We start from the raw sequence: 20,237 nt of genomic DNA on the forward strand, positions 1-20,237 counted from the left end.
GCTTATGCACAACACCCTGGAACAGGTTTTCGGTTATCCACAATTTCGACCCGGTCAGGAGGCGGCCGTCAGTGCCGTGCTGGCCGGGCGCTCGGCGGCAGCGATTTTCCCCACCGGTTCCGGTAAATCCCTTTGCTACCAATTACCGGCGTTGTTGCTGCCGCACCTGACGCTGGTGGTCTCACCCTTGCTGGCGTTGATGCAGGATCAACTGGCGTTCCTGCAACGCCACGGCATCTCGGCGGGCAGTATCGATTCGGCCCAGAGCCGCGATGACGCCAGCGACGTCATGGCCCGGGCAAAATCCGGCGAACTGAAGATTTTGATGATCTCCGTGGAGCGCCTGAAGAACGAGCGCTTCCGACATTTTTTACAGCAAGTACCGATCTCGCTACTGGTGGTGGACGAGGCGCACTGCATTTCCGAATGGGGGCATAACTTTCGCCCGGACTACCTCAAGCTTCCCGACTATCAACGCCAGTTCAACATCCCGCAGGTGTTGCTGTTGACCGCAACGGCGACGCCCAAGGTCATCGCCGACATGCAGGCGAAATTCGCCATCGCCGCCGACGATGTGGTGACCACCGGTTTCTATCGCCCGAACCTCAATTTGCTGGTGGAGCCGGTTCGCGGAGCGGACAAGCGCCGACGCCTGGTCGAATGGATGAGCCAGCGTCCGGACCAGCCGAGCATCGTCTATGTCACTTTGCAGAAAACAGCCGAGCACATCGCCGAACACCTGAACCGCAACGGCATTCAGGCCGAGGCTTATCACGCCGGGTTGCCCCATGAGCAACGGGAAGCGATCCAGCGTCGCTTCATGGGCGGGCAGTCCAATTGCATCGTCGCCACCATCGCTTTCGGCATGGGCATCGACAAAAGTGACATCCGCAACGTGGTGCATTTCGACCTGCCCAAATCCATCGAAAACTACAGCCAGGAAATCGGCCGCGCCGGGCGTGACGGGCAGCCGTCGGACTGCCTGGTATTGGCCAACCGCGACAGCCTCAACGTGCTGGAGAATTTCGTCTACGGCGACACACCCGAACTGGATGGCATCCGTTGCGTGCTTGAAGAGATGCATGCCGCTGCAACCGAAGGGCAGTGGGAGTTTCTGCTGGGGCCGTTGGCAGACCAGAGCAATATTCGCCAGTTGCCGCTCAAGACCTTGCTGGTGCAACTCGAATTGCGCGGGTTGATCGCCCCGCGCTACGCGTACTACGCCGAGTACCGTTTCAAGTATGTGCAGGAGCCCGAGGTGCTATTGGCGCGTTTCGAAGGCGAGCGCAGGGATTTTGTCGCTGCGATCATCCAGACCTCCAGCCGCGCCCGGACCTGGGCCACGGTGAATTTCGAGGCGCTGTACGAGCAGCATCAGGCCGAGCGCAGTCGGGTAGTCAAGGCGCTGGATTACTTCCAGGAAAAAGGCTGGGTGGAGCTCGAAAGCAAGCAGATGACCGAGGTCTACAGCGTGCTGCAAAGCGGGTTCGACAACGTCGCGTTGAGCGAGGAACTGCACGGCTATTTCACTCGGCATGAGCGCACCGAGATCGCGCGGATTCACGCGATGCTGGATCTGTTCGCCACCGACCGTTGCCTGGGTTATCGCCTGGCCGAGTATTTCGGCGACCACAATGCCCCGCAGCAATGTGGACATTGTTCGGTGTGTCATGGGCAAGTGGCGCGGCTACCGGCACCACCGGAGTTGCCGGCGCTTGTGGATAAGAATTTCGAGGCGCTGTGTGGCGGTTTTATCCACAGGCACGAGCAGCACACGGGCAACGTGCCCTCGGCTGAACGCGTAACACGGTTTCTGTGCGGGATCAGCGTGCCGTTGTTCACCAAGCTCAAGGCGCGGTCGATTCCCGGGTTTGCGGCGCTGGAAGATTATCCGTATGCCGGGGTGCGGGAGTGGGCCGAGCGGCATCTACTCGGTTGAAACACGGTCAGTGTGGGAGCGGGCTTGCTCGCGAAAGCGGTGGGTCAGTCACCATCACTGCCAACAGATGGATCGCCTTCGCGAGCAAGCCCGCTCCCACAGGGATTTGCGGTGTACTCAAAGGGCTACATCCATCCGCTGAATGTTGCTCATCACAGGAATAAATTTCAAAAAAAGCCGGTGGCTGACTATGGTGGTGGCTGTCTTCGGATCGCCAACAAGAGAACAAAACATGAGCCAGACACCGTCGAATATTCAGCGCGCCGCCGTCATCGGCGCGGGCACCATGGGCCGTGGCATTGTCATGTGCCTGGCCAACGCCGGAGTGGCCGTGCAGTGGGTCGACAACAATCCGCAAATGCTGGAGCAAGCGCTGGCCACCGTGGCGGACACCTATGCCCACAACGTGCGTCAGGGCCGCATTGATCAGGGCGAAGCCGATGCCCGTGTCGCGCGCGTTACGGCGGCGGATGGTTATGTGGCCATCCGCGATGTCGACCTGGTCATCGAAGCGGTGTACGAAAACCTTGAGCTCAAGCAGAAAATTTTCCGCGAGCTCGATGGCCTGCTCAAACCTGAGGCGATTCTGGCCAGCAATACTTCGGCACTGGACATCGATGCCATCGCCGCGGTCACACGTCGGCCGCAGCAAGTGCTGGGCCTGCACTTCTTCAGCCCGGCGCATATCATGAAACTGCTGGAAATCGTCCGTGGCGCGCAGACTGCACCGGCGGTGCTCGACGCGGCACTGGCGCTCGGCCAACGCATGGGCAAGGTCAGTGTGGTGTCGGGCAATTGCGATGGTTTCATCGGCAACCGCATGCTCAATACCTATGTGCTCGAAGCGCGAAAAATGCTGCTCGAAGGCGCTTATCCCTACCAGGTGGACGCAGCGCTGCAAGCCTTCGGTTTTGCCATGGGGCCGTTCCGCATGTTCGACGTGGTGGGCGTCGACCTGCAATGGCGCTCGCGCCAGTTATCCGGGATTGGGCAGGATGCTCCGGAGGTCCAGGTGGATAACCGTTTGTGTGAGCAGGGACGTTTCGGCCAGAAGAGTGGCAACGGCTTTTACCACTATGAACCGGGCAGTCGTCAGGCCGAACACGATCCGCAGGTCGACGCACTGGTGCTTCAAGTCAGTGAGGAGCTGGGGTTCCAGCGCCGCGAGATCGGCCCGGAGGAGATTCTCGAGCGCTGCTTGCTGGCACTGGTCAACGAAGGCGCGAAGATCCTTCAGGAAGGCATCGCCGGGTCGGCTCACGATATCGATCTGGTCTACCTCAACGGATACGGTTTCCCGGCGGACAAGGGCGGGCCGATGGCCTGGGCGGATCAGCAAGGGTTGGCGGACATTCACCGGCGCTTGATCGACCTTGAGACGCGTCAGGGTGATCACTGGAATCCGGCGCGGGTGATTGGGGAGCTGGCGGCGGCTGGCAAGGGCTTCGCTGACAAGTGATTGATGCGGCGCCTGCAAGGGCGCCTTCACGAGCAAGCCCGCTCCCACATTGGATATCGGTCGTACGCAAAATCTGTGTTCACCGAAGATCAAATGTGGGAGCGGGCTTGCTCGCGAAGAACGATAACGCGGTTTTCGCCTTAGACTGGCGAACCCACTCCAGGAATCAACGCTGATGCCCCAACGCACCGACTACCCCCACTTCCAGCCCATCACCACCCGCTGGCACGACAACGATGCTTACGGTCACGTCAACAACGTCACCTACTACAGCTTCTTCGATACGGCGGTGAACACTTACCTGATCGAAGTCGGCGGCCTGGATATCCATGACGGTGAGGTGGTGGGGTTCGTGGTGAGCTCCTCCTGTGATTACTTTGCTTCCATTGCTTTCCCGGACCGCATCGAGATCGGTCTGCGGGTGGGCAAGTTGGGCAACAGCTCGGTGCAATACGAACTGGCCGTGTTCAAGCAAGGGGAAGACGAGGCCTGCGCGGCGGGGCGCTTCGTGCATGTGTTTGTCGATCGTGCGTCGAATCAACCTGTGGCGATTCCTGCAGGGTTGCGCGGGGCGCTGGAGCGTCTGGTGGTTCAGTAAGGCAAAAAAAATCGCAGCCCTTGGGCTGCGATTTTTGTTGTACTTACCAGCGAGGCGCTCGAGGCCTTAGTCGCGGTAGTACTTGTGGTGCTTCTTGCGATGGCCATAGGCATGACCACGGCCCGGATGGCCGTCACGGTAGTAACGACGATCACCATGGCCGCGATACGAACGACGATCGTCGTCGTCATCATGATCGTACTCTTTGCCCATGTAGTTACCCAGCGCGCCACCGGCACCGCCGCCTGCTGCGGCGCCGATCAGGCTACCGGTGGTGCCGCCCATGCTGCGGCCGACCACGTTACCGCCTGCTGCGCCCAACGCACCGCCAAGGGCGGCTTCGCCACGGCTGTGTTTGTTTGCGCCGACGGCGCTACCACCCGCGCCACCCAGGGCCGCGCCGATGGTGGAACCTGTGCTGCCGCCTAACGACTGACCGACGACCGAGCCTAGAACCCCGCCCAATGCGCCGCCTACACCGGCTTCGGTGGTGCCGCCAGCAGATGCGATACCGCTGACCAGGCCAAGGGACAACAAGAGAATCGAGGAGAACTTCATGGAGGAACCTCAAGGGGATGACGGCGCGATCCTGAGGCTCTGGAATGGGCGTGACAATCGAAATCCGACGAATAACACGACTTGTATACAATATTGCAAGTTACTGTTTTTTGGACGGAACTTAACGTTTTTTTGCCGGTCTTTTACTACTTCGCAAAGGCCGTTTTCATCAGAGAACGGCCTTTTTTGTGGGCGAAAGGAAAGTACTGAATCTGGAATGTTTGTTGTTTCATCTACCGTATTCGCGAGCAAGCCCGCTCCCACATGGGAACGCATTCCAATGTGGGAGCGGGCTTGCTCGCGAAGAGGCCAGATCAAACGACGTGTTACGCCGACCTGGCCATGATCAACCCGGTCTCACTCGCCGCTTCCAACCGGATCGCCACGAATTTCGACGTCGGCGTATGGCTGTCATCGCCGGTGCTTTCCAGCGGCACCAACGGGTTCACTTCCGGATAGTAGGCCGCCGCTTGCCCGGCCGGGATATCAAACGCCAGCAGCGTGAAACCTTTTACCCGACGTTCAACGCCATCGTCCCAGAGCGAAACGATGTCCGCCTTTTGCCCTGGCTTGAAGCCCAGGCGAATGAGGTCGGCTTCGTTGACGAACAACACATCCCGCTGACCCTTCACACCGCGATAACGGTCGTTGAGGCCATAGATAGTGGTGTTGTACTGATCGTGGGAACGCATCGATTGCATGATCAGGTCCGGCAGTACGCCGGTGGCGCGGGTGCGTTCGTGCACCAGGTCTTTGGGCAGCGCGTTCGAGCGGAAATTGGCCCGGCCCGAAGCGGTGTTCCACTTGCGTGCGCCGGCACTGTTGCCCAGGTAGAAGCCGCCAGGGTTCTTGATCTTCTCGTTGAAGTCCTTGAAGTCGGGAATGGTCTCGGCGATCAGGTCGCGGATGCGGCTGTAGTCGGCCACCAGCCAGTTCCAGTCCACCGGGTGGCTGCCCAGGGTTGCGGCGGCGATGCCGGCCAGGATCGCCGGTTCCGAGCGCATCTGGTTCGACAGCGCCTGCAGCTGGCCATTGGAGGCGTGGACCATGCTGAACGAGTCTTCGACGGTTATCGCTTGCGGGCCTTGGGTCTGGATATCGATGTCGGTGCGGCCCAGACACGGCAGGATCAGCGCGTCCTTGCCGTGGGTCAAATGGCTGCGGTTGAGCTTGGTGCTGATCTGTACGGTCAGGTCGCAGTTTTGCAGGGCCTGGAACGTGCGCGGGCTGTCCGGCGTGGCCTGGGCGAAGTTGCCGCCCAGGCCGATGAAGACTTTAGCCCGGCCTTCAGCCATCGCATGAATCGCTTCGACCACGTTGTGGCCGTTGCCGCGTGGCACCTTGAACTGGAAGCGACGCTCCAGGGCATCGAGGAGCGCGACAGGAGGGCGTTCGTTGATGCCCATGGTCCGGTCACCCTGCACGTTGCTGTGGCCACGGACCGGGCACAGGCCTGCACCCGGCCGGCCGATATTGCCGCGCAGCAGCATCAGGTTGGCGATTTCCTGGATGGTCGCCACCGAATGACGATGCTGGGTGATGCCCATGGCCCAGCACATGATGATGTTCTTGCCCTTGACGTACATGCGCGCCGCTTGCTCGATTTCTACCAGGCTCAGGCCGGACTGCTCGACGATCTGCTCCCACGGGGTTTCGTCGATGACGGCCAGGTAATCCAGCACGTTGGCGCTGTGCTCATTGAGGAAGTCGTGGTCGAACACCGCCGGGTCGCCGGCTTTCTGCGCGTCGCGCTCCCACAGCAGGAGGAATTTCGCCATGCCGCGCATGATCGCCATGTCGCCGCCCAGGGCCGGGCGGAAGAACGCGGTGTTGGTCGGCTCGGAGCCGTTTATCAGCATTTCGATCGGGTGCTGTGGATGCTGGAAGCGCTCCAGGCCCCGCTCCTTGAGCGGGTTGATGCACACCACTTGAGCGCCGCGCTTCACCGCTTCGCGCAGTGGTTCGAGCATCCGTGGGTGGTTGGTGCCGGGGTTCTGACCCCAGACGAAAATTGCATCGGCGTGTTCGAAGTCGTCGAAGGTCACGGTGCCTTTGCCGACCCCGACGCTTTGCGACAACGCGACACCGCTGGCCTCGTGGCACATGTTCGAGCAGTCGGGGAAGTTGTTGGTGCCGTAGGCGCGCACGAACAGCTGATAGAGGTACGCCGCTTCGTTACTCGCCCGGCCCGAGGTGTAGAACTCGGCCTGATCGGGGCTCGACAGGCCGTTCAGATGCCTGGCGATCAGGGCGAATGCGTCGTCCCAACTGATCGGCTTGTAGCGATCAGTCTCGGCGTCGTAGCTCATCGGCTCGGTCAGGCGGCCCTGGTATTCGAGCCAATAGTCACTTTGTTCCAGCAGAGAAGTGACGCTGTGTTTGGCGAAGAATTTGGCATCGACACGGCGTTTGGTCGCCTCCCAGTTCACCGCCTTGGCGCCGTTCTCGCAGAACATCACCATGCCCTTTTCCGGAGAATCGCCCCAGGCGCAACCCGGGCAGTCGAAGCCACCGTTCTGGTTGGTCTTGAGCATGATGCGCAGGTTCTTCAGCGCGTTGTCACTGGTCAACCAGGCCTGGGCCACGCTGATCAGTGCCCCCCAGCCACCGGCCGGGCCTTTGTAGGGCTTGAAGCGAGGGACGGGTTTCTGGTCGGCTTGACGGTGTTGACTCACGCTTGATTCTCCAACGTTGGGCTGTAGACCCGCGGCGCATTCTTCTGTGGCAGATGGATGAGATTGAGGTTGTGGCGACGGGCCCATTGCACGGCAAGGCCTGTGGGCGACGACAGGCTGACCAGGGTCTGGATGCCGGCACGCAATACTTTCTGGATCAATTCGAGGCTGCAGCGGCTGGTGACAATCGCCAGCCCGCCAGCGGTGGGGATTTTCTGGCGGATCAATCCGCCGATCAGTTTGTCGAGGGCGTTGTGCCGGCCGATGTCTTCGCGGCCCAGCAACAACTCACCCTTGTCGTTCATGAACACTGCCGCATGCACCGCGCCGCAATGCTGGCCCAAGGGCTGGAAGGCGCCGATGCGCTCGCGCAGGCCATCAAGCCATTCGATCGGCGGCAACGGGGCACCAGGCAATACCTGAAGGTCCGGCAACGCCTGCTCGACCGCTTCCACGCCGCACAACCCGCAACCGCTGGTGCCTGCCAGTTGTCGGCGCTGCTGCTTGAGGTTCCAGAACGCGCGGTTGGCGATGGTCACTTGCGCGTATTGCGCCGACCCCGAGCCGCTGAGTTGCAGGTCGTAGATGTCCGTGGCGTCCTGGATGATGCCGCTGCCCAGGCTGAAGCCGACGATGAAATCTTCCAGGTCCGTGGGCGTGACCAGCATGACCGCCTGGCTGATGCCGTTGAAGGCAATCGCCAGCGCGACTTCTTCGGCCAGCGCGGTGCTGGCCGATTCGGAGTATTCGAGATTGCTATAGCTGTACGTCTGGCTTGCGGCGGGCGCGGGCGTTTCGAGGGCAGGCGCCGCGCATGCAGGGCGCTTGGTGTTCATGGCATCACCGACGGTTTGATCAGCTTTAAGACTAGGCGCGGCAACTTGTCGCGTCTAATCGCTAATACTGATCTGCCGATAGATGCCGTCGATCAACCGCCAATCAGCGATTGCTGATAGAGGGCAAAACAGGCTTCTGCCAGCGCCGAGCGCGGTGCGCTGCGACGCATGATCAACCCCAGGCGACCAAGGGTCTGGGCGTTCTCGATCGGCTGCAGGCGCAAATGCTCGGTCAGGCCTTCGAGGCCGCCGTCCAATGGCATCACGGCGCAACACAAGCCGCCGTGCACGGCTTGTAACAGTTGGTGCACGGCATCGGTCTGCAACAACGGCTGCGGGGTCAAGCCACGGCTGTGGAAGTTATGGTCGATGGACTGGCGAAAGTGCATGCCACTGGTGAGCATGCCCAGCGGCAGTTCGATCAACGATTCCCAACTCAATGGCGTTTCGCCAAAGGTGAAGAAGCGTTGATCGTAGAGCAGACCCATGCGGGTTTCGCTGAAGGCCAGGGAGTCGAAGTGTTCGGCATCCAGGCGTTCCAGGTATGACACGCCGAGATCCAGGCGATTGTTCGCCAGTTGCTCGAGGATCTGTTCGGAACTCAGGGCCGAGAGTTCGAAGCGCAGGTTCGGGTGTTCGGCGTGCAAGCGTTGCATCAGTGGCAGCGGATCGAAGCTCGACAACGGCACTACGCCCAGGCGCAAGGTGCCGACCAGATTGCCGCGACAGGCGGCCGCCTCGGCGTACAAGCCGTCATAGGCCGCCAGTACGGTGCGCGCCCAGGCCAGCACCCGTTCGCCCGGTGCGGTGAAGCCTTCGAAGCGCTGGCCGCGATTGACCAGTGGCAGGTCGAGTTCTTCTTCGAGGCTGCGCAGGCGCATGGACAGGGTCGGCTGGGTGATGTGGCAGCGTGCGGCGGCCTGGCCGAAATGGCGGGTTTCGTCGAGCGCGATGAGGAATTTCAGCTGCTTGATGTCCATCTGCGCTCCAGGGGTTGGGAAGGTGCGGATTCTATCGCAAGCGGGGTCATTGGTCGGGTTGGATTCGTAGGTGACGACCGTGGTCTAGGCTCTGATGTCTGGAACCCGAAACCCAAGGAGAGTGCACCATGAGTCTTTTGAGCTTTGTGAAGGAAGCAGGCGAAAAATTGCTGGATTTGCTGACGCCAGGTAACGCCAACGCCAGTGAGCAGTTGAAGGAGCACATCAGCAAGGTCGGCCTGGGCAACCCGAATGTGCAGGCGACGGTCGATGGCGACAAGGTCACGGTGACCGGTGAAGTGGCGAGTCAGGAAGAGAAGGAAAAGATCCTGCTGGCGGTGGGCAACATCGCCGGGGTGGGCAGCGTGGATGATCAGATCACCGTGACCGGACCGGTGGTGAAGGCGGCCGTGTTTGTCACCGTGGTGAAGGGCGACACCCTCAGCGCGATTTCCAAGCGCGTGTACGGCGACGCCAACAAGTACAACAAGATTTTCGAAGCCAACAAACCGATGCTGACGCACCCGGACAAGATCTATCCGGGGCAGTCATTGCGGATTCCTGAGTAAGTCGTCAAACCGCGTGATGGCCATCGCGGGCAAGCCACGCTCCCACAGGATCTGAGTCGATCACGAAGGTTGCGAACGACGCAGATCCTGTGGGAGCGAGCTTGCTCGCGATAGCAGGCAACTCGGTCTAGAGCCCTGCAATCAAATCCCGATAATCCCCAACCGCCGCGAACTCCGCCGTATCCTTCGGTCCCTTGCGGCTATCCGGCTCTCGCACTGCCAGCAAATGCGCCACGCCAAAGTCCCGTGCACTGCGCAGGATCGGCAAGGTGTCGTCAATGAACAGGCTGCGCGCCGGATCGAAATCGATATCGGCTTGCAGCGCATCCCAGAACTGCGGATTTTCCTTGGGAAAGCCGTAGTCATGGGAGCTGATCAAACGCTCGAAGTAGGGCGCCAGTTCGATTTTTTCCAGCTTCAATGACAGCGCATCCCGATGGGCATTGGTGATCAGCACCACGCGCTTGCCGGCCCGTTTGATCGCCGACAGAAAGGTGTCGGCATCCGGGCGCAGGGCTATCAGATGCGCGGTTTCCAGTTTCAGGTCGCGCACCGACAGTTTCAGTTCGGCGCTCCAGAAGTCCAGGCAGTACCACTGCAACTGGCCGGCATTGCGCTCGAACAACGGCTGCAATTCCATCTCGGCCATGGCCCGGCTGACTCCGTGCAGTTCGGCGTAACGCTGGGGCAGGTGCTCCATCCAGAAGTGGTTGTCGAAATGCAGGTCCAGCAGCGTGCCGTCCATGTCCAGCAGTACGGTATCAATGTCGGACCAGGGTAATGAAGGCATGGCAACGTCTCGGGCAGTAGAAAGATTTCTGGCGTAAACAATCGGGAAAGCCGCGTTATAGTAGCGCGTTCACGCCAAGGAGCTTTGCATGCGCCAGAAACCCACCATACTCGCCCGCGAAATTGTCGCCACCAGTCGATTGTTCTGCGTGGAAGAGCTGAAGCTGCGCTTTTCCAATGGCGTGGAGCGCACGTATGAACGCCTGGTCGGCAAGGGTGCCGGGTACGGCGCGGTGATGATCGTGGCGATGCTCGATGCCGAGCATGCGGTGCTGGTCGAGGAGTATTGCGGCGGCACGGATGAATATGAAATGTCATTGCCCAAGGGTTTGATCGAGCCGGGCGAAGACGTGCTGGCGGCGGCCGAGCGCGAGCTCAAGGAAGAGGCAGGTTTTGGCGCGCGGCAACTGGAGCACCTGACCGAGTTGTCGCTGTCCCCCGGCTACATGAGCCAGAAGATTCAAGTAGTGCTGGCTACCGACCTCTACGAAGAGCATCTGGAAGGCGACGAGCCAGAGCCGATGCGGGTGGACAGGGTCAATCTGCGTGAGCTCTCGGCGCTGGCGCAAAACCCGCAATTTACCGAAGGCCGCGCCTTGGCGGCGCTGTACCTGGCCCGAGACCTGTTGACTCAGCGCGGAGCGTTCCAGCCATGAATTTCCCGCATCCGTTGATGGCGCCGGTCATTGAGCTGGCCTTGCAGGCCGGTGAGGCGATCCTGCCGTTCTGGCGCACAGGCACGGCCGTCACGGCGAAGGCTGATGACTCGCCGGTGACCGCTGCCGACCTGGCTGCGCACCACTTGATTCTGGCCGGGTTGACGGCGCTTGATCCGAGCATCCCGGTGCTTTCCGAGGAAGACGCCAACATTCCCCAAGACGTGCGGGCCGGATGGCAGCGCTGGTGGCTGGTCGATCCGCTGGATGGCACCAAGGAGTTCATCAGCGGCAGCGAAGAGTTCACCGTCAACATCGCCTTGATCGAAAACGGTCGGGTGGTGTTCGGTGTGGTGTCGATGCCGACCAACGGGCGTTTTTACGTCGGTGGTGCGGGACTCGGCGCCTGGCGTGGCGATAAAGGTGGCACGCCCGTGGCGATCAAGGTGCGTGATGCGCTAGCGCCCGGCGAGTCGTTCACCGTGGTGGCCAGCCGTCGTCATTCGAGCCCGGAGCAGGAGCGTTTGCTGGCCGGACTGAGCGCCAGCCTTGGCGAGCTGCAACTGACCAATATCGGCAGCTCGTTGAAGTTTTGCCTGCTGGCCGAAGGGGCGGCGGATTGTTATCCGCGCCTGGCACCGACTTCCCAGTGGGACACGGCGGCGGCGCAAGGTGTGTTGGAAGGTGCGGGCGGTGAGGTGCTGGAGTTGAGTGGTGAGCCATTCAGCTATCCGGCGCGGGAGTCTTTGCTGAATAACTTTTTCGTGGCGCTTCCAGCAGGTGCGTCATGGCGAGAAAAGTTACTGGCGTTGAGTTTAATCTGAAACGTTGATTGCAGGCTGAGACTTGGTTCGACAGCTGTGCTTTTATACACTGTCATGTTTGACAGGTTTCAATTGGCTGATCGGGTGCTAACATTCAGCTTGTAACTTTGGATATTCGGCGCAAGGGTGAAAAGCGGCTCGCTGTTTAAATGGCCGCTCGAGTGTTGTCGCGCAGAATTTATTTCTAGAGTGCTTTTAATCGATCAGCCAGCCAGAGTGATTACTACATGAATATAAAGCATGTGATGTTGTTTTTTGGTCTTTCATTTTTCACAGGGATGGCTTTGGCCGGTACTGTGACCATCAAGTCCCCTCCCCCAGGATTAACGTTAAAAACTACTAGCGGGGTAATAAAGTATGGCGATCCGGATATGGTATTAACTTCAGCCCAAGAGGTTATTAATATCAATATTTCGCCAGAAGCCGAAAACAAAATAATTGGTATGGAAACGATTTCTCATTGGCCAAAACCAGTCGGGGCGCTAAGTAATCAAAATACTTGCAGGATCAATAAGGAATTTATTGGTTTTAGCGTAACGATTGACCTTGTCGGGTACAAAACGGTGACTTGCAACCCTGGTGAGAATAAGCAGAACCATCAACCTGCTTCCGAAGGCATTGCAGACGTGGTTGTTACATACAACAAGCTTCCGGCAACAAACTGATCTAATCGCATAACTTTATAATATACGTCTGCACGCGGTCCGAGTCCTCGGTGGATCGTATAAAACTGCGCTATGCATTACCCTCTGTCATCCTGCATCAGCGGTGCAATACATACTGCCCGACAAACCTCACCGCATCCTCATCACGGCCTTCGTTGACGACCCGTGTATGCAGCGTCAACCGAGCTCGGCTGTATCGCTGGAAGGTGGTCAGGAATTTCTTCCAGATCACCGGGTCCGGCGCCTGGCAAATGGCGTTGGCATCCCCCGTCACCGGCAGCGGATAGCTGATCTGCCCTTCCTGAATCACGATGTGCCCGTCGGTAATGCCTTCTTCTTTAAGGCGCAAATGCAGCCAGCCCCAACCGGCCAGGACCGCGCCGCAATACAGGCTGCCGCCGAACATGGTGCTCTTGTGGTTGACGTTGGCTTCCAGCGGCAAGTGCAGGCGCAGTTGCTGGTCATGCCAGTCGAGCACCTTGAGGCCCATGTCCCGGGTGAGGGGAATGTCGTGATGGAGGACTGATTCCAGTTGTCGACTGTCGCGGCTCATTCAGGGGCCTCTCGCTTGAAGTGGATGATTGGACGGTAGCTCAGTCGAGATCGTCAGGGTGGGCCGAGGCGCCACTGTCGGCGAAACTCAGACCGTGCTTGCGCAGTTTGTCGTGCAGGGTCTTGCGCGGAATGCCGAGGGCTTCGGCGACGCTGCGCACGGAGCTGTGCGAACGTGCCAGTTCGGCGGCGATGAGTGTTTTTTCGAAGTTCTCCACTTGCTCGCTCAAACCGCCGTTGACGACTTCGACCCTGTTGCCAGCGCTGCCTTCCGGCGCGCTGTTGTCGAGGGCCAGTTCCAGCCCGAGGGCAAAACGTTCGGCCGCATTTTGCAGCTCGCGCACGTTGCCGGGCCAGGTGTGGCGCAGCAGCAAGGCACGTTGCCCCGGTTGCAGTTCATGGGGCGGCAAGCCGTGGCGGGCACTGGCTTCATCGGCAAAATACTGGAACAGCATCAGCGCATCTTCGCCCCGTTCGCGCAGCGGTGGAATCCGCAGCGGCGCAACGTTCAGGCGGTAATACAGGTCGGCACGGAAACGCCCTTGATCCGCTGCCTGGCGCAGGTCTTCCTTGGTGGCGGCGATGATGCGGATGTCCAGCGGGATCAGTTGATTGCCGCCCAGGCGTTCGACCACCCGCTCTTGCAGCAAGCGCAGCAATTTGACCTGCACATCCAGGCTCATGCTTTCGATTTCATCGAGGAACAGCGTGCCGCCATTGGCGAATTCGAACTTGCCGATGCGGCGTTTCTGCGCGCCGGTGAAGGCGCCGGGCTCGTGGCCGAACAACTCGCTTTCGACCACTGATTCGGCCAGTGCACCGGCGTTGATCGCCACGAACGGACCGTTGCGACGGCTGGATAAATCGTGCAGCGCCCGGGCCACGACTTCTTTGCCTGCGCCGGTTTCGCCGAGGATCAGCACATCGGCCTTGGTCGCGGCCAGGGCGCCGATCTGCTCGCGCAGTCGCAACATTGAAGGTGAGTGGCCAACCAGCCGTGTGCTCAGCTCGTTGCGGTCGCTCAAGGCCAGCCGCAGGCTGCGGTTGTCCAGCACCAGCCGGCGCAGGGCCAATGCGCGGCGCACGCTATCGAGCAGGGCGTCGCTGGCGAAAGGTTTCTCCAGAAAGTCATAGGCCCCGGCGCGCATGGCCTGCACCGCCAGTGGCACGTCGCCGTGGCCGGTGATCAACAGCACCGGTAGCTCAGGGTCCTGGGCGTGCAGTTCGGTCAACAGCTCAAGACCGTCCATGCCGGGCATGCGAATGTCACTGACCACCACCCCTGGCCAATCACGTTCAAGTTGCGCGGCCAGGCCCTTGGCTTCGGCCAGCGGCAGGATTTTCAGGCCGGCCAGATCCAGCGTCTGGCTCAAGGCCTGGCGCAAATGAGGGTCGTCGTCGATCAACACGACCTGAATGCGGTTGTCGATGGTCATGCACTTCGGTCCTCGGACGGTTGCAGGCTCACGCCCGGTGCGCCTGCGCGCAGCTTCAGGGTAATCAGGGCGCCGCCTTCCTTGTGGTTGGCGAACGACAGTTCACCGCCGAAGGCGCGCATCAGGGTTTCGCAAATCGCCAGCCCCAAACCGAGGCCCTGGGTGCGGGTCTTGGTGGTGTAGAACGGCTCGCTGGCGCGCCCGAGGGCTTCCATGCAAAAGCCGGGGCCGTTGTCGCGAATGTACAGGTTGACGCCATCGGCCGTGGATTGGGCACTGAGCCAGAGTTTACGTGGCGGGCCTTTTTCCGTCAGGGCATCCAGGGCGTTGGCCAGCAGATTGCCGAGTACCTGGCGCAGGCGGGTTTCCCCGGCTTCGACCCACAAGGTGGCGGCGGGCAAGTCGCGGATCAGCTCGACTTCCATGCTGCGTCGACGCTTGGCCAGCAAGGCCAGGGCATCGTCCAGCGCCGGTTGCAGGGCGACGCTTTCCGGGGCATGCCGGTCGCGCCGGGCAAAGGCGCGCAGGTGGGCGATGATCGAGGCCATGCGACCGGTCAATTCGCTGATCAGCTTGAGGTTGCCACGGGCATCGTCGGTGCGTTGGTGATCGAGCAATACTTCGGCGTTTTCCGCGTAGCTGCGAATCGCTGCCAGCGGCTGATTGAGTTCGTGGCTGATGCTCGCCGACATGGTGCCCAGTGCCGACAATTTGCCGGCCTGCACCAGATCATCCTGGGCGCGTACCAGCTCCTGCTGGGCCTGTTCGCGTTCCAGCACTTCCTGTTTCAGGCGCCGGTTCAGGCCTTCGAGATCGCTGGTGCGCTCGGCAACCCGGCCTTCCAGTTCGCGGCGGGCCTTGGCTTCGAAAGCAATGCGCTCGAGGTAATGGCGGCGGCGCTGCATCATCAGGCCAAGCAGCAGCATCAACACCAGCAGCGCTGCGCCACCGATGGCCACCACCGTACGTACCGGGCGGTCGATCAAGGTGCGCGGGGCGAGGATGCTGACGTCCCAGCCGGTTTCGGCGATCTGCCGGGTCTGGGTCAGCCAGGCGTCCGGGTTGAGCTTCAGCGGTTTTGGATCGCGGGTTGGATAGGGCTGGATCGCAGTGATGGCCTTGCTTTCGCCCTCGCTCAACGGGCGGGTCGAGCGGAATCGCCACTCCGGTCGCGAGGTGAGAATGACGACGCCGTTGTGGTCGGTCAGCAGCAATTGTTCCGGGGTTTTGCCCCACAGGCTTTCGGTGTGGTCGAGGTCGACCTTGACCACCAGCACACCAACGATTTTTTCACCGTCGCGCACGCCAGCGGCGAAGAAGTAACCGCGCTTGGCCGAGGTCGTGCCCAGGCCGAAAAAGCGCCCGAGCCGCCCGGCCATGGCTTCGCTGAAATACGGCCGGAAGGAAAAATTGCGCCCGACGAAACTGTCGTGTTTGTCCCAGTTGGAGGCGGCCAGGGTCTTGCCGGTGGTGTCCATCAGGTACATGACTTCGGCACCGGTCTGGGCGGCGATGTTTTTCAGCAGGCGGTTGGCGTTGCCTTGGGTGACGCCATCGTCCGGTGCGCCGATCACGGCGCGCAGGGCCGGCAGGTCGCCGAGGATCTGCGGCAACACTTCATAGCGATGCAGGGTACCCAGCAGGTTGGCGACGTAGAGGTCGAGGGTCTGACGATTCTGACTGGCCAGCTCGCTGCGGTAGTAACGCTCGGCGAGATGTTCCAGCGGCCACAACAACGGCGCCAGGCACAGTGCCAGCAGGGCCAGGCTGCGCCAACGGGGTCTGGGAGGGAGAGTCGGTTTCATGAGCAGCATGCGCCTGTGGGTACAGGCGCATTATGCCTAGGCTTGCGGGCGCAGTCTGCGCACTGTAGGGCAGGTGCGTTTTTGCGCTGAATCTTGCGCCGGGTTTTCAGGCGAAGACTTCGGCATCCTTGAGGAATGCAGCGGCCTGGTCCTTTGCCGACAGCTGCGGCGTGCCTTCCAGTTGCCAATCGATAGCCAGGTCCGGGTCGTCCCAGCGAATGCTGCGCTCGGCGGACGGGGTGTAGTAATCGGTGGTTTTGTAGAGGAACTCGGCGAAATCGCTCAGCACCACGAAACCGTGGGCAAAGCCTTCCGGTATCCAGATCTGGCGATGGTTGTCGGCGGACAGGACCACCGCCACCGATTTGCCGAAATGTGGCGAACTGCGGCGGATGTCCACGGCAACGTCGAGCACTTCACCGGCTGTGACACGAACCAGTTTGCCTTGTGTGTTCCTCAGTTGGTAATGCAAACCACGCAACACGCCTTTTTGCGAGCGGGAATGGTTGTCCTGAACAAACTGAGGATTCAGGCCGGTAGCTTCTTCGAAAGCCTTGGCGTTGAAGCTCTCATAGAAGAAACCACGTTCGTCGCCAAAGACCTTGGGTTCAAGGATCAGAACACCGGGCAGGTCGGTGGTCACTACATTCATGGTGGCTCTCCAGCAGTGTGCGTTGAATGGCCGCCATTCTTGCGCAAAGCGCCGACCGGGGCGAGTACTCAAGTTAAAATCTACCGGCCTGTTCCAGCCCCGGCAAATGACCATTGCCGGTTCCGGGGGGGTTGCGTATCGCCCGAACCAGTGGCGATATAGGCGCCTAATAAAATTTCAGGGGTTGTTGTATGCCGCTCGCCACGTTGATTCATCGCGCCAGTTTGCCCAGCCCGCAGGTGTCTGCGGAGCAAGCGCTAGGGCTGCTGGAAGAACATTACGGGTTCAGCGGCAGGTTGCAGGCCCTTGGCAGCCAGCAAGACCTGAACTACCGCGTCGACAGCGAGCGGGGACGTTTCGTCCTGAAAATCTGCCGTGGCGACTACTCGGTACTGGAGCTTCAGGCGCAACACGCCGGGCTCAAGCATCTGGGCGAGCACCCCGATGTAAATGTGCCGCGTGTTATCGCGGCGAAAAACGGTGCAGACCTGCTGTCGCTGGACGTGGGTGGCCAGGCGGTGCACGTTCGCTTGCTCGACTACATCGAAGGCCAGCCACTGACGAGCCTGGGCCATTTCAACCCGACGGTGGTGTCAGGCTTCGGCCGCCTGTGCGGTGAAATGGACCTGGCCCTGGCGGATTTCGACCATCCGGGGCTGGTGCGAACCCTGCAATGGGACGCCCGCCATGCCCACGCCCTGATCGCGCATTTGCTGCCAGTGATCAAGGATGAAGCCCAGCGCAAACTGATCGTCGAAGCGTCCGGGCAAGCCGAGCGGCATTTGCAGCCACTGCAGGACAAACTGCCGGTGCAGGCCATTCACATGGACATTACCGACGACAACGTGGTGTGGCAGCGCGATGCGCAGCGCCATTGGCAACTGCAAGGCGTGATCGATTTCGGCGACCTGGTGCGCACTTGGCGCATTACCGATCTGTCGGTGACCTGTGCCGCGCTGCTGCATCATGGCGAGGGCGATCCGTTCTGCATTTTGCCGGCAATCCAGGCGTATCACGCGGTCAACCCGTTGCAACACGAAGAGCTGCTGGCGTTGTGGCCGCTGATCATCGCCCGCGCGGCGGTGTTGGTGCTCAGCGGCGAACAACAGGTCAGCATCGATCCGGGCAATGTCTACAGCCGCGACAACCTGGTCCACGAATGGGAGATCTTCCGTGTGGCCACGTCGGTGCCGTTGGCGCTGATGGAAGCAGCGATCCTCACCGCCGTCGGCCAGAACCTGCCCACCATCGGCAGCGAAGGCTTCGCGCCGCTGTTACCGAGCCTGGTGGGACGTGAGTTCGCCTTGATCGACCTCGGTGTGCTCAGCCCGCATTTCGAGGCCGGTAACTGGGAGCAGGAGGGTGTCGATCAGCGTCTGCTGGATGAAGCGGCCGCGGCACATGGCCTGGCGGCCAGTCGTTACGGGCAATACCGCCTGTCCCACACCCGTCCGGACAGCGCCGCTGAACCGGACACCTGCCCGCTGCACGTCGAGTTGCGAGTGCCTCAGGGCACGGCGGTCGAAGCGCCGTTTGCCGGGGTTGTGCACCAGCCATCGGCGGGCGTGCTGCAACTGGATGGCCCGCAACTGAGTGTGCGGCTTTGGGGTGTCACGCCGTCGCTGCACAGCGGCGCGGCCCTGGTCAAAGGCCAGGTGCTGGGTTCTGTCAGCGGGCCATTGATCGTGCAGTTGTGCCGTGGCGCGTCGATCGATGCGCCGTTGTTCTGCACGCCATCGCGCGCCGCCGCCTGGCAGGCGTTGTGCCCGTCACCTGCGGCGCTGCTGGGGCTGGCCTGTGATGCCGAAGCCGAGCTCGACGGAGTGACCTTGCTGGCCCGGCGCGATGCCAGCTTCGCCCGCACACAAAAACACTATTACGTTGATCCACCGCGCATCGAACGCGGCTGGCGCAACCATTTGATCGACATGCAGGGTCGCTCCTACCTCGACATGCTCAACAACGTAGCGGTATTGGGCCACGGCCATCCACGCATGGCGGCAGTCGCCAGCCGCCAGTGGTCGTTGCTCAACACCAACTCGCGCTTCAACTACGCAGCCGTGGCCGAGTTCTCCGAACGTTTGCTGAAGCTGTCCCCTGACGGCATGGACCGCGTGTTCCTGGTCAACAGCGGCAGCGAGGCCAACGACCTGGCGATTCGCCTGGCGTGGGCCTACAGCGGCGGTCGCGACATGCTCAGTGTGCTGGAGGCCTATCACGGCTGGACGGTGGGCGCGGATTCGGTGTCGACCTCGATCGCTGACAACCCCAAGGCCTTGAGCAGCCGCCCGGACTGGGTGCACCCGGTGACCGCGCCAAACACCTATCGCGGTGAGTTCCGTGGCCCAGACAGTGCGCCGGATTATGTACGCAGCGTCGAACACAACCTGGCGAAAATCGCCGAGCAGAAACGCCAACTGGCCGGTTTCATCTGCGAACCGGTGTACGGCAATGCCGGCGGTATCTCGCTGCCACCAGGTTATTTGAAACAAGTCTATGCCATGGTCCGGGCCAGGGGCGGTGTGTGCATCGCCGATGAAGTGCAGGTCGGCTACGGGCGCATGGGCGATTTCTTCTGGGGCTTCGAAGAGCAGGGCGTCGTGCCGGACATCATCACCATGGCCAAGGGCATGGGCAACGGCCAGCCACTGGGCGCGGTCATCACCCGCCGGGAAATCGCCGAGGCGCTGGAGGCCGAGGGTTATTTCTTCTCTTCCGCCGGCGGCAGCCCGGTCAGTTGCCAGGTCGGCATGGCCGTGCTGGATGTGATGCAAGAGGAAAAACTCTGGGAGAACGCCCAGGTCGTTGGCGGACACTTCAAGGAGCGACTCGAAGCGTTGATCGATATTCATCCGTTAGTGGGCGCGGTGCACGGTTCCGGTTTCTACCTGGGCGTCGAGTTGATCCGCAACCGTGAAACCCTGGAGCCGGCCACCGAAGAAACCACCGCACTGTGCGATCGCTTGCGTGAGCTGGGGATCTTCATGCAACCGACCGGCGATTACCTGAACATCCTCAAGATCAAGCCGCCGATGGTCACTTCGCGCCAGAGTGTGGATTTCTTCGTGGACATGCTGTCGAAGGTGCTCGCAGAAGGGCTGTAAACACATCCCCCCCTGTAAATGCGGGCCAATGTGGGAGCGGGCTTGCTCGCGAAAGCGGTGTGTCATGCAGTATTGAACTCGACTGATACACCGTCTTCGCGAGCAAGCCCGCTCCCACATGGGGTGTGGTGTTAATTCGA

At 60.9% G+C, this 20,237-nt stretch carries 17 protein-coding genes; 8 read left to right on the forward strand and 9 right to left on the reverse strand.

The genetic code is table 11. From position 1 onward, the window contains the following. The first annotated feature begins 4 nt into the window (after positions 1 to 4). The 3 genes from KGB29_RS28325 (at position 5) to KGB29_RS28335 (ending at position 3,996) form a co-directional block, all read left to right on the forward strand. Positions 5 to 1,939 (forward strand): ATP-dependent DNA helicase RecQ, encoded by a 1,935-nt coding sequence (locus KGB29_RS28325; RefSeq protein ID WP_154910730.1) that lies wholly within the window; start codon positions 5 to 7, stop codon positions 1,937 to 1,939. A gap of 232 nt (positions 1,940 to 2,171) precedes the next feature. Beyond that, a complete protein-coding gene (locus tag KGB29_RS28330) occupies positions 2,172 to 3,398 on the forward strand; it encodes a 3-hydroxyacyl-CoA dehydrogenase (protein WP_154946657.1) in 1,227 nt (408 codons plus the stop codon). A 175-nt stretch (positions 3,399 to 3,573) separates the two neighbouring features. Beyond that, positions 3,574 to 3,996, forward strand: a complete 423-nt coding sequence (locus KGB29_RS28335; RefSeq protein ID WP_007972849.1) for an acyl-CoA thioesterase — start codon at positions 3,574 to 3,576, stop codon at positions 3,994 to 3,996. 66 nt (positions 3,997 to 4,062) lie between these two features. On the opposite strand, the gene KGB29_RS28340 is transcribed toward KGB29_RS28335, so the two are convergent. From KGB29_RS28340 to KGB29_RS28355, 4 genes are all read right to left on the reverse strand, one after another. Further along, the gene (locus KGB29_RS28340; RefSeq protein WP_057712453.1) at positions 4,063 to 4,554 is read right to left on the reverse strand and encodes a glycine zipper domain-containing protein; all 492 of its coding nucleotides are present in this window, start codon (positions 4,552 to 4,554) and stop codon (positions 4,063 to 4,065) included. A gap of 326 nt (positions 4,555 to 4,880) precedes the next feature. After that, positions 4,881 to 7,229 (reverse strand): FdhF/YdeP family oxidoreductase, encoded by a 2,349-nt coding sequence (locus tag KGB29_RS28345; RefSeq protein ID WP_154910728.1) that lies wholly within the window; start codon positions 7,227 to 7,229, stop codon positions 4,881 to 4,883. Further along, positions 7,226 to 8,065: a formate dehydrogenase accessory sulfurtransferase FdhD gene (gene fdhD, locus KGB29_RS28350; protein WP_057712451.1), complete on the reverse strand. Its 840-nt coding sequence runs from the start codon at positions 8,063 to 8,065 to the stop codon at positions 7,226 to 7,228. Before fdhD ends, KGB29_RS28345 begins: the two co-directional genes overlap by 4 nt. Positions 8,066 to 8,157: 92 nt before the next feature. Beyond that, complete coding sequence (locus KGB29_RS28355) at positions 8,158 to 9,045, reverse strand: LysR family transcriptional regulator (protein WP_150812030.1); 888 nt, start codon at positions 9,043 to 9,045, stop codon at positions 8,158 to 8,160. A 128-nt stretch (positions 9,046 to 9,173) separates the two neighbouring features. On the opposite strand from KGB29_RS28355, the gene lysM reads away from it, so the two are divergent. Next, positions 9,174 to 9,614: a peptidoglycan-binding protein LysM gene (gene lysM / locus KGB29_RS28360; RefSeq protein ID WP_150812029.1), complete on the forward strand. Its 441-nt coding sequence runs from the start codon at positions 9,174 to 9,176 to the stop codon at positions 9,612 to 9,614. 127 nt (positions 9,615 to 9,741) lie between these two features. Here the strand turns inward: lysM and yrfG are convergent, their stop codons facing one another. After that, on the reverse strand, positions 9,742 to 10,404 hold the full coding sequence (yrfG, locus tag KGB29_RS28365; protein ID WP_057712448.1) for a GMP/IMP nucleotidase: 663 nt from the start codon (positions 10,402 to 10,404) through the stop codon (positions 9,742 to 9,744). Positions 10,405 to 10,492: 88 nt separating this feature from the next. On the opposite strand from yrfG, the gene nudE reads away from it, so the two are divergent. The 3 genes from nudE (at position 10,493) to KGB29_RS28380 (ending at position 12,548) form a co-directional block, all read left to right on the forward strand. Next, positions 10,493 to 11,059 (forward strand): ADP compounds hydrolase NudE, encoded by a 567-nt coding sequence (nudE, locus tag KGB29_RS28370; RefSeq protein ID WP_150812028.1) that lies wholly within the window; start codon positions 10,493 to 10,495, stop codon positions 11,057 to 11,059. After that, positions 11,056 to 11,883, forward strand: coding sequence for a 3'(2'),5'-bisphosphate nucleotidase CysQ (gene cysQ, locus KGB29_RS28375; protein ID WP_154861242.1), 828 nt, complete (start codon positions 11,056 to 11,058; stop codon positions 11,881 to 11,883). Before nudE ends, cysQ begins: the two co-directional genes overlap by 4 nt. Before the next feature lie 227 nt (positions 11,884 to 12,110). Then, complete coding sequence (locus KGB29_RS28380) at positions 12,111 to 12,548, forward strand: hypothetical protein (RefSeq protein WP_154861241.1); 438 nt, start codon at positions 12,111 to 12,113, stop codon at positions 12,546 to 12,548. Positions 12,549 to 12,645: 97 nt separating this feature from the next. Here the strand turns inward: KGB29_RS28380 and KGB29_RS28385 are convergent, their stop codons facing one another. The 4 genes from KGB29_RS28385 to rfbC all read right to left on the reverse strand — a co-directional run bounded on the left by KGB29_RS28385 (position 12,646) and on the right by rfbC (position 16,993). Further along, entirely contained in the window at positions 12,646 to 13,101 is a 456-nt protein-coding gene (locus KGB29_RS28385; protein ID WP_008003181.1) for a YiiD C-terminal domain-containing protein, read from the reverse strand. A 40-nt stretch (positions 13,102 to 13,141) separates the two neighbouring features. Beyond that, complete coding sequence (locus KGB29_RS28390; RefSeq protein WP_150812026.1) at positions 13,142 to 14,536, reverse strand: sigma-54-dependent transcriptional regulator; 1,395 nt, start codon at positions 14,534 to 14,536, stop codon at positions 13,142 to 13,144. Continuing rightward, positions 14,533 to 16,341 (reverse strand): ATP-binding protein, encoded by a 1,809-nt coding sequence (locus KGB29_RS28395; RefSeq protein WP_150812025.1) that lies wholly within the window; start codon positions 16,339 to 16,341, stop codon positions 14,533 to 14,535. The genes KGB29_RS28390 and KGB29_RS28395 overlap by 4 nt, the downstream gene beginning before the upstream one ends. A 106-nt stretch (positions 16,342 to 16,447) precedes the next feature. After that, positions 16,448 to 16,993: a dTDP-4-dehydrorhamnose 3,5-epimerase gene (rfbC, locus tag KGB29_RS28400; RefSeq protein ID WP_154910727.1), complete on the reverse strand. Its 546-nt coding sequence runs from the start codon at positions 16,991 to 16,993 to the stop codon at positions 16,448 to 16,450. Between the two features lie 191 nt (positions 16,994 to 17,184). Between rfbC and KGB29_RS28405 the strand changes: the two genes are divergently transcribed. Further along, positions 17,185 to 20,097: an aminotransferase gene (locus tag KGB29_RS28405; RefSeq protein ID WP_154910726.1), complete on the forward strand. Its 2,913-nt coding sequence runs from the start codon at positions 17,185 to 17,187 to the stop codon at positions 20,095 to 20,097. The last annotated feature ends 140 nt before the right edge of the window (positions 20,098 to 20,237 follow it).

This window comes from Pseudomonas sp. BF-B-30 (genome assembly GCF_019956305.1).
Lineage (GTDB): Bacteria > Pseudomonadota > Gammaproteobacteria > Pseudomonadales > Pseudomonadaceae > Aquipseudomonas > Aquipseudomonas jessenii.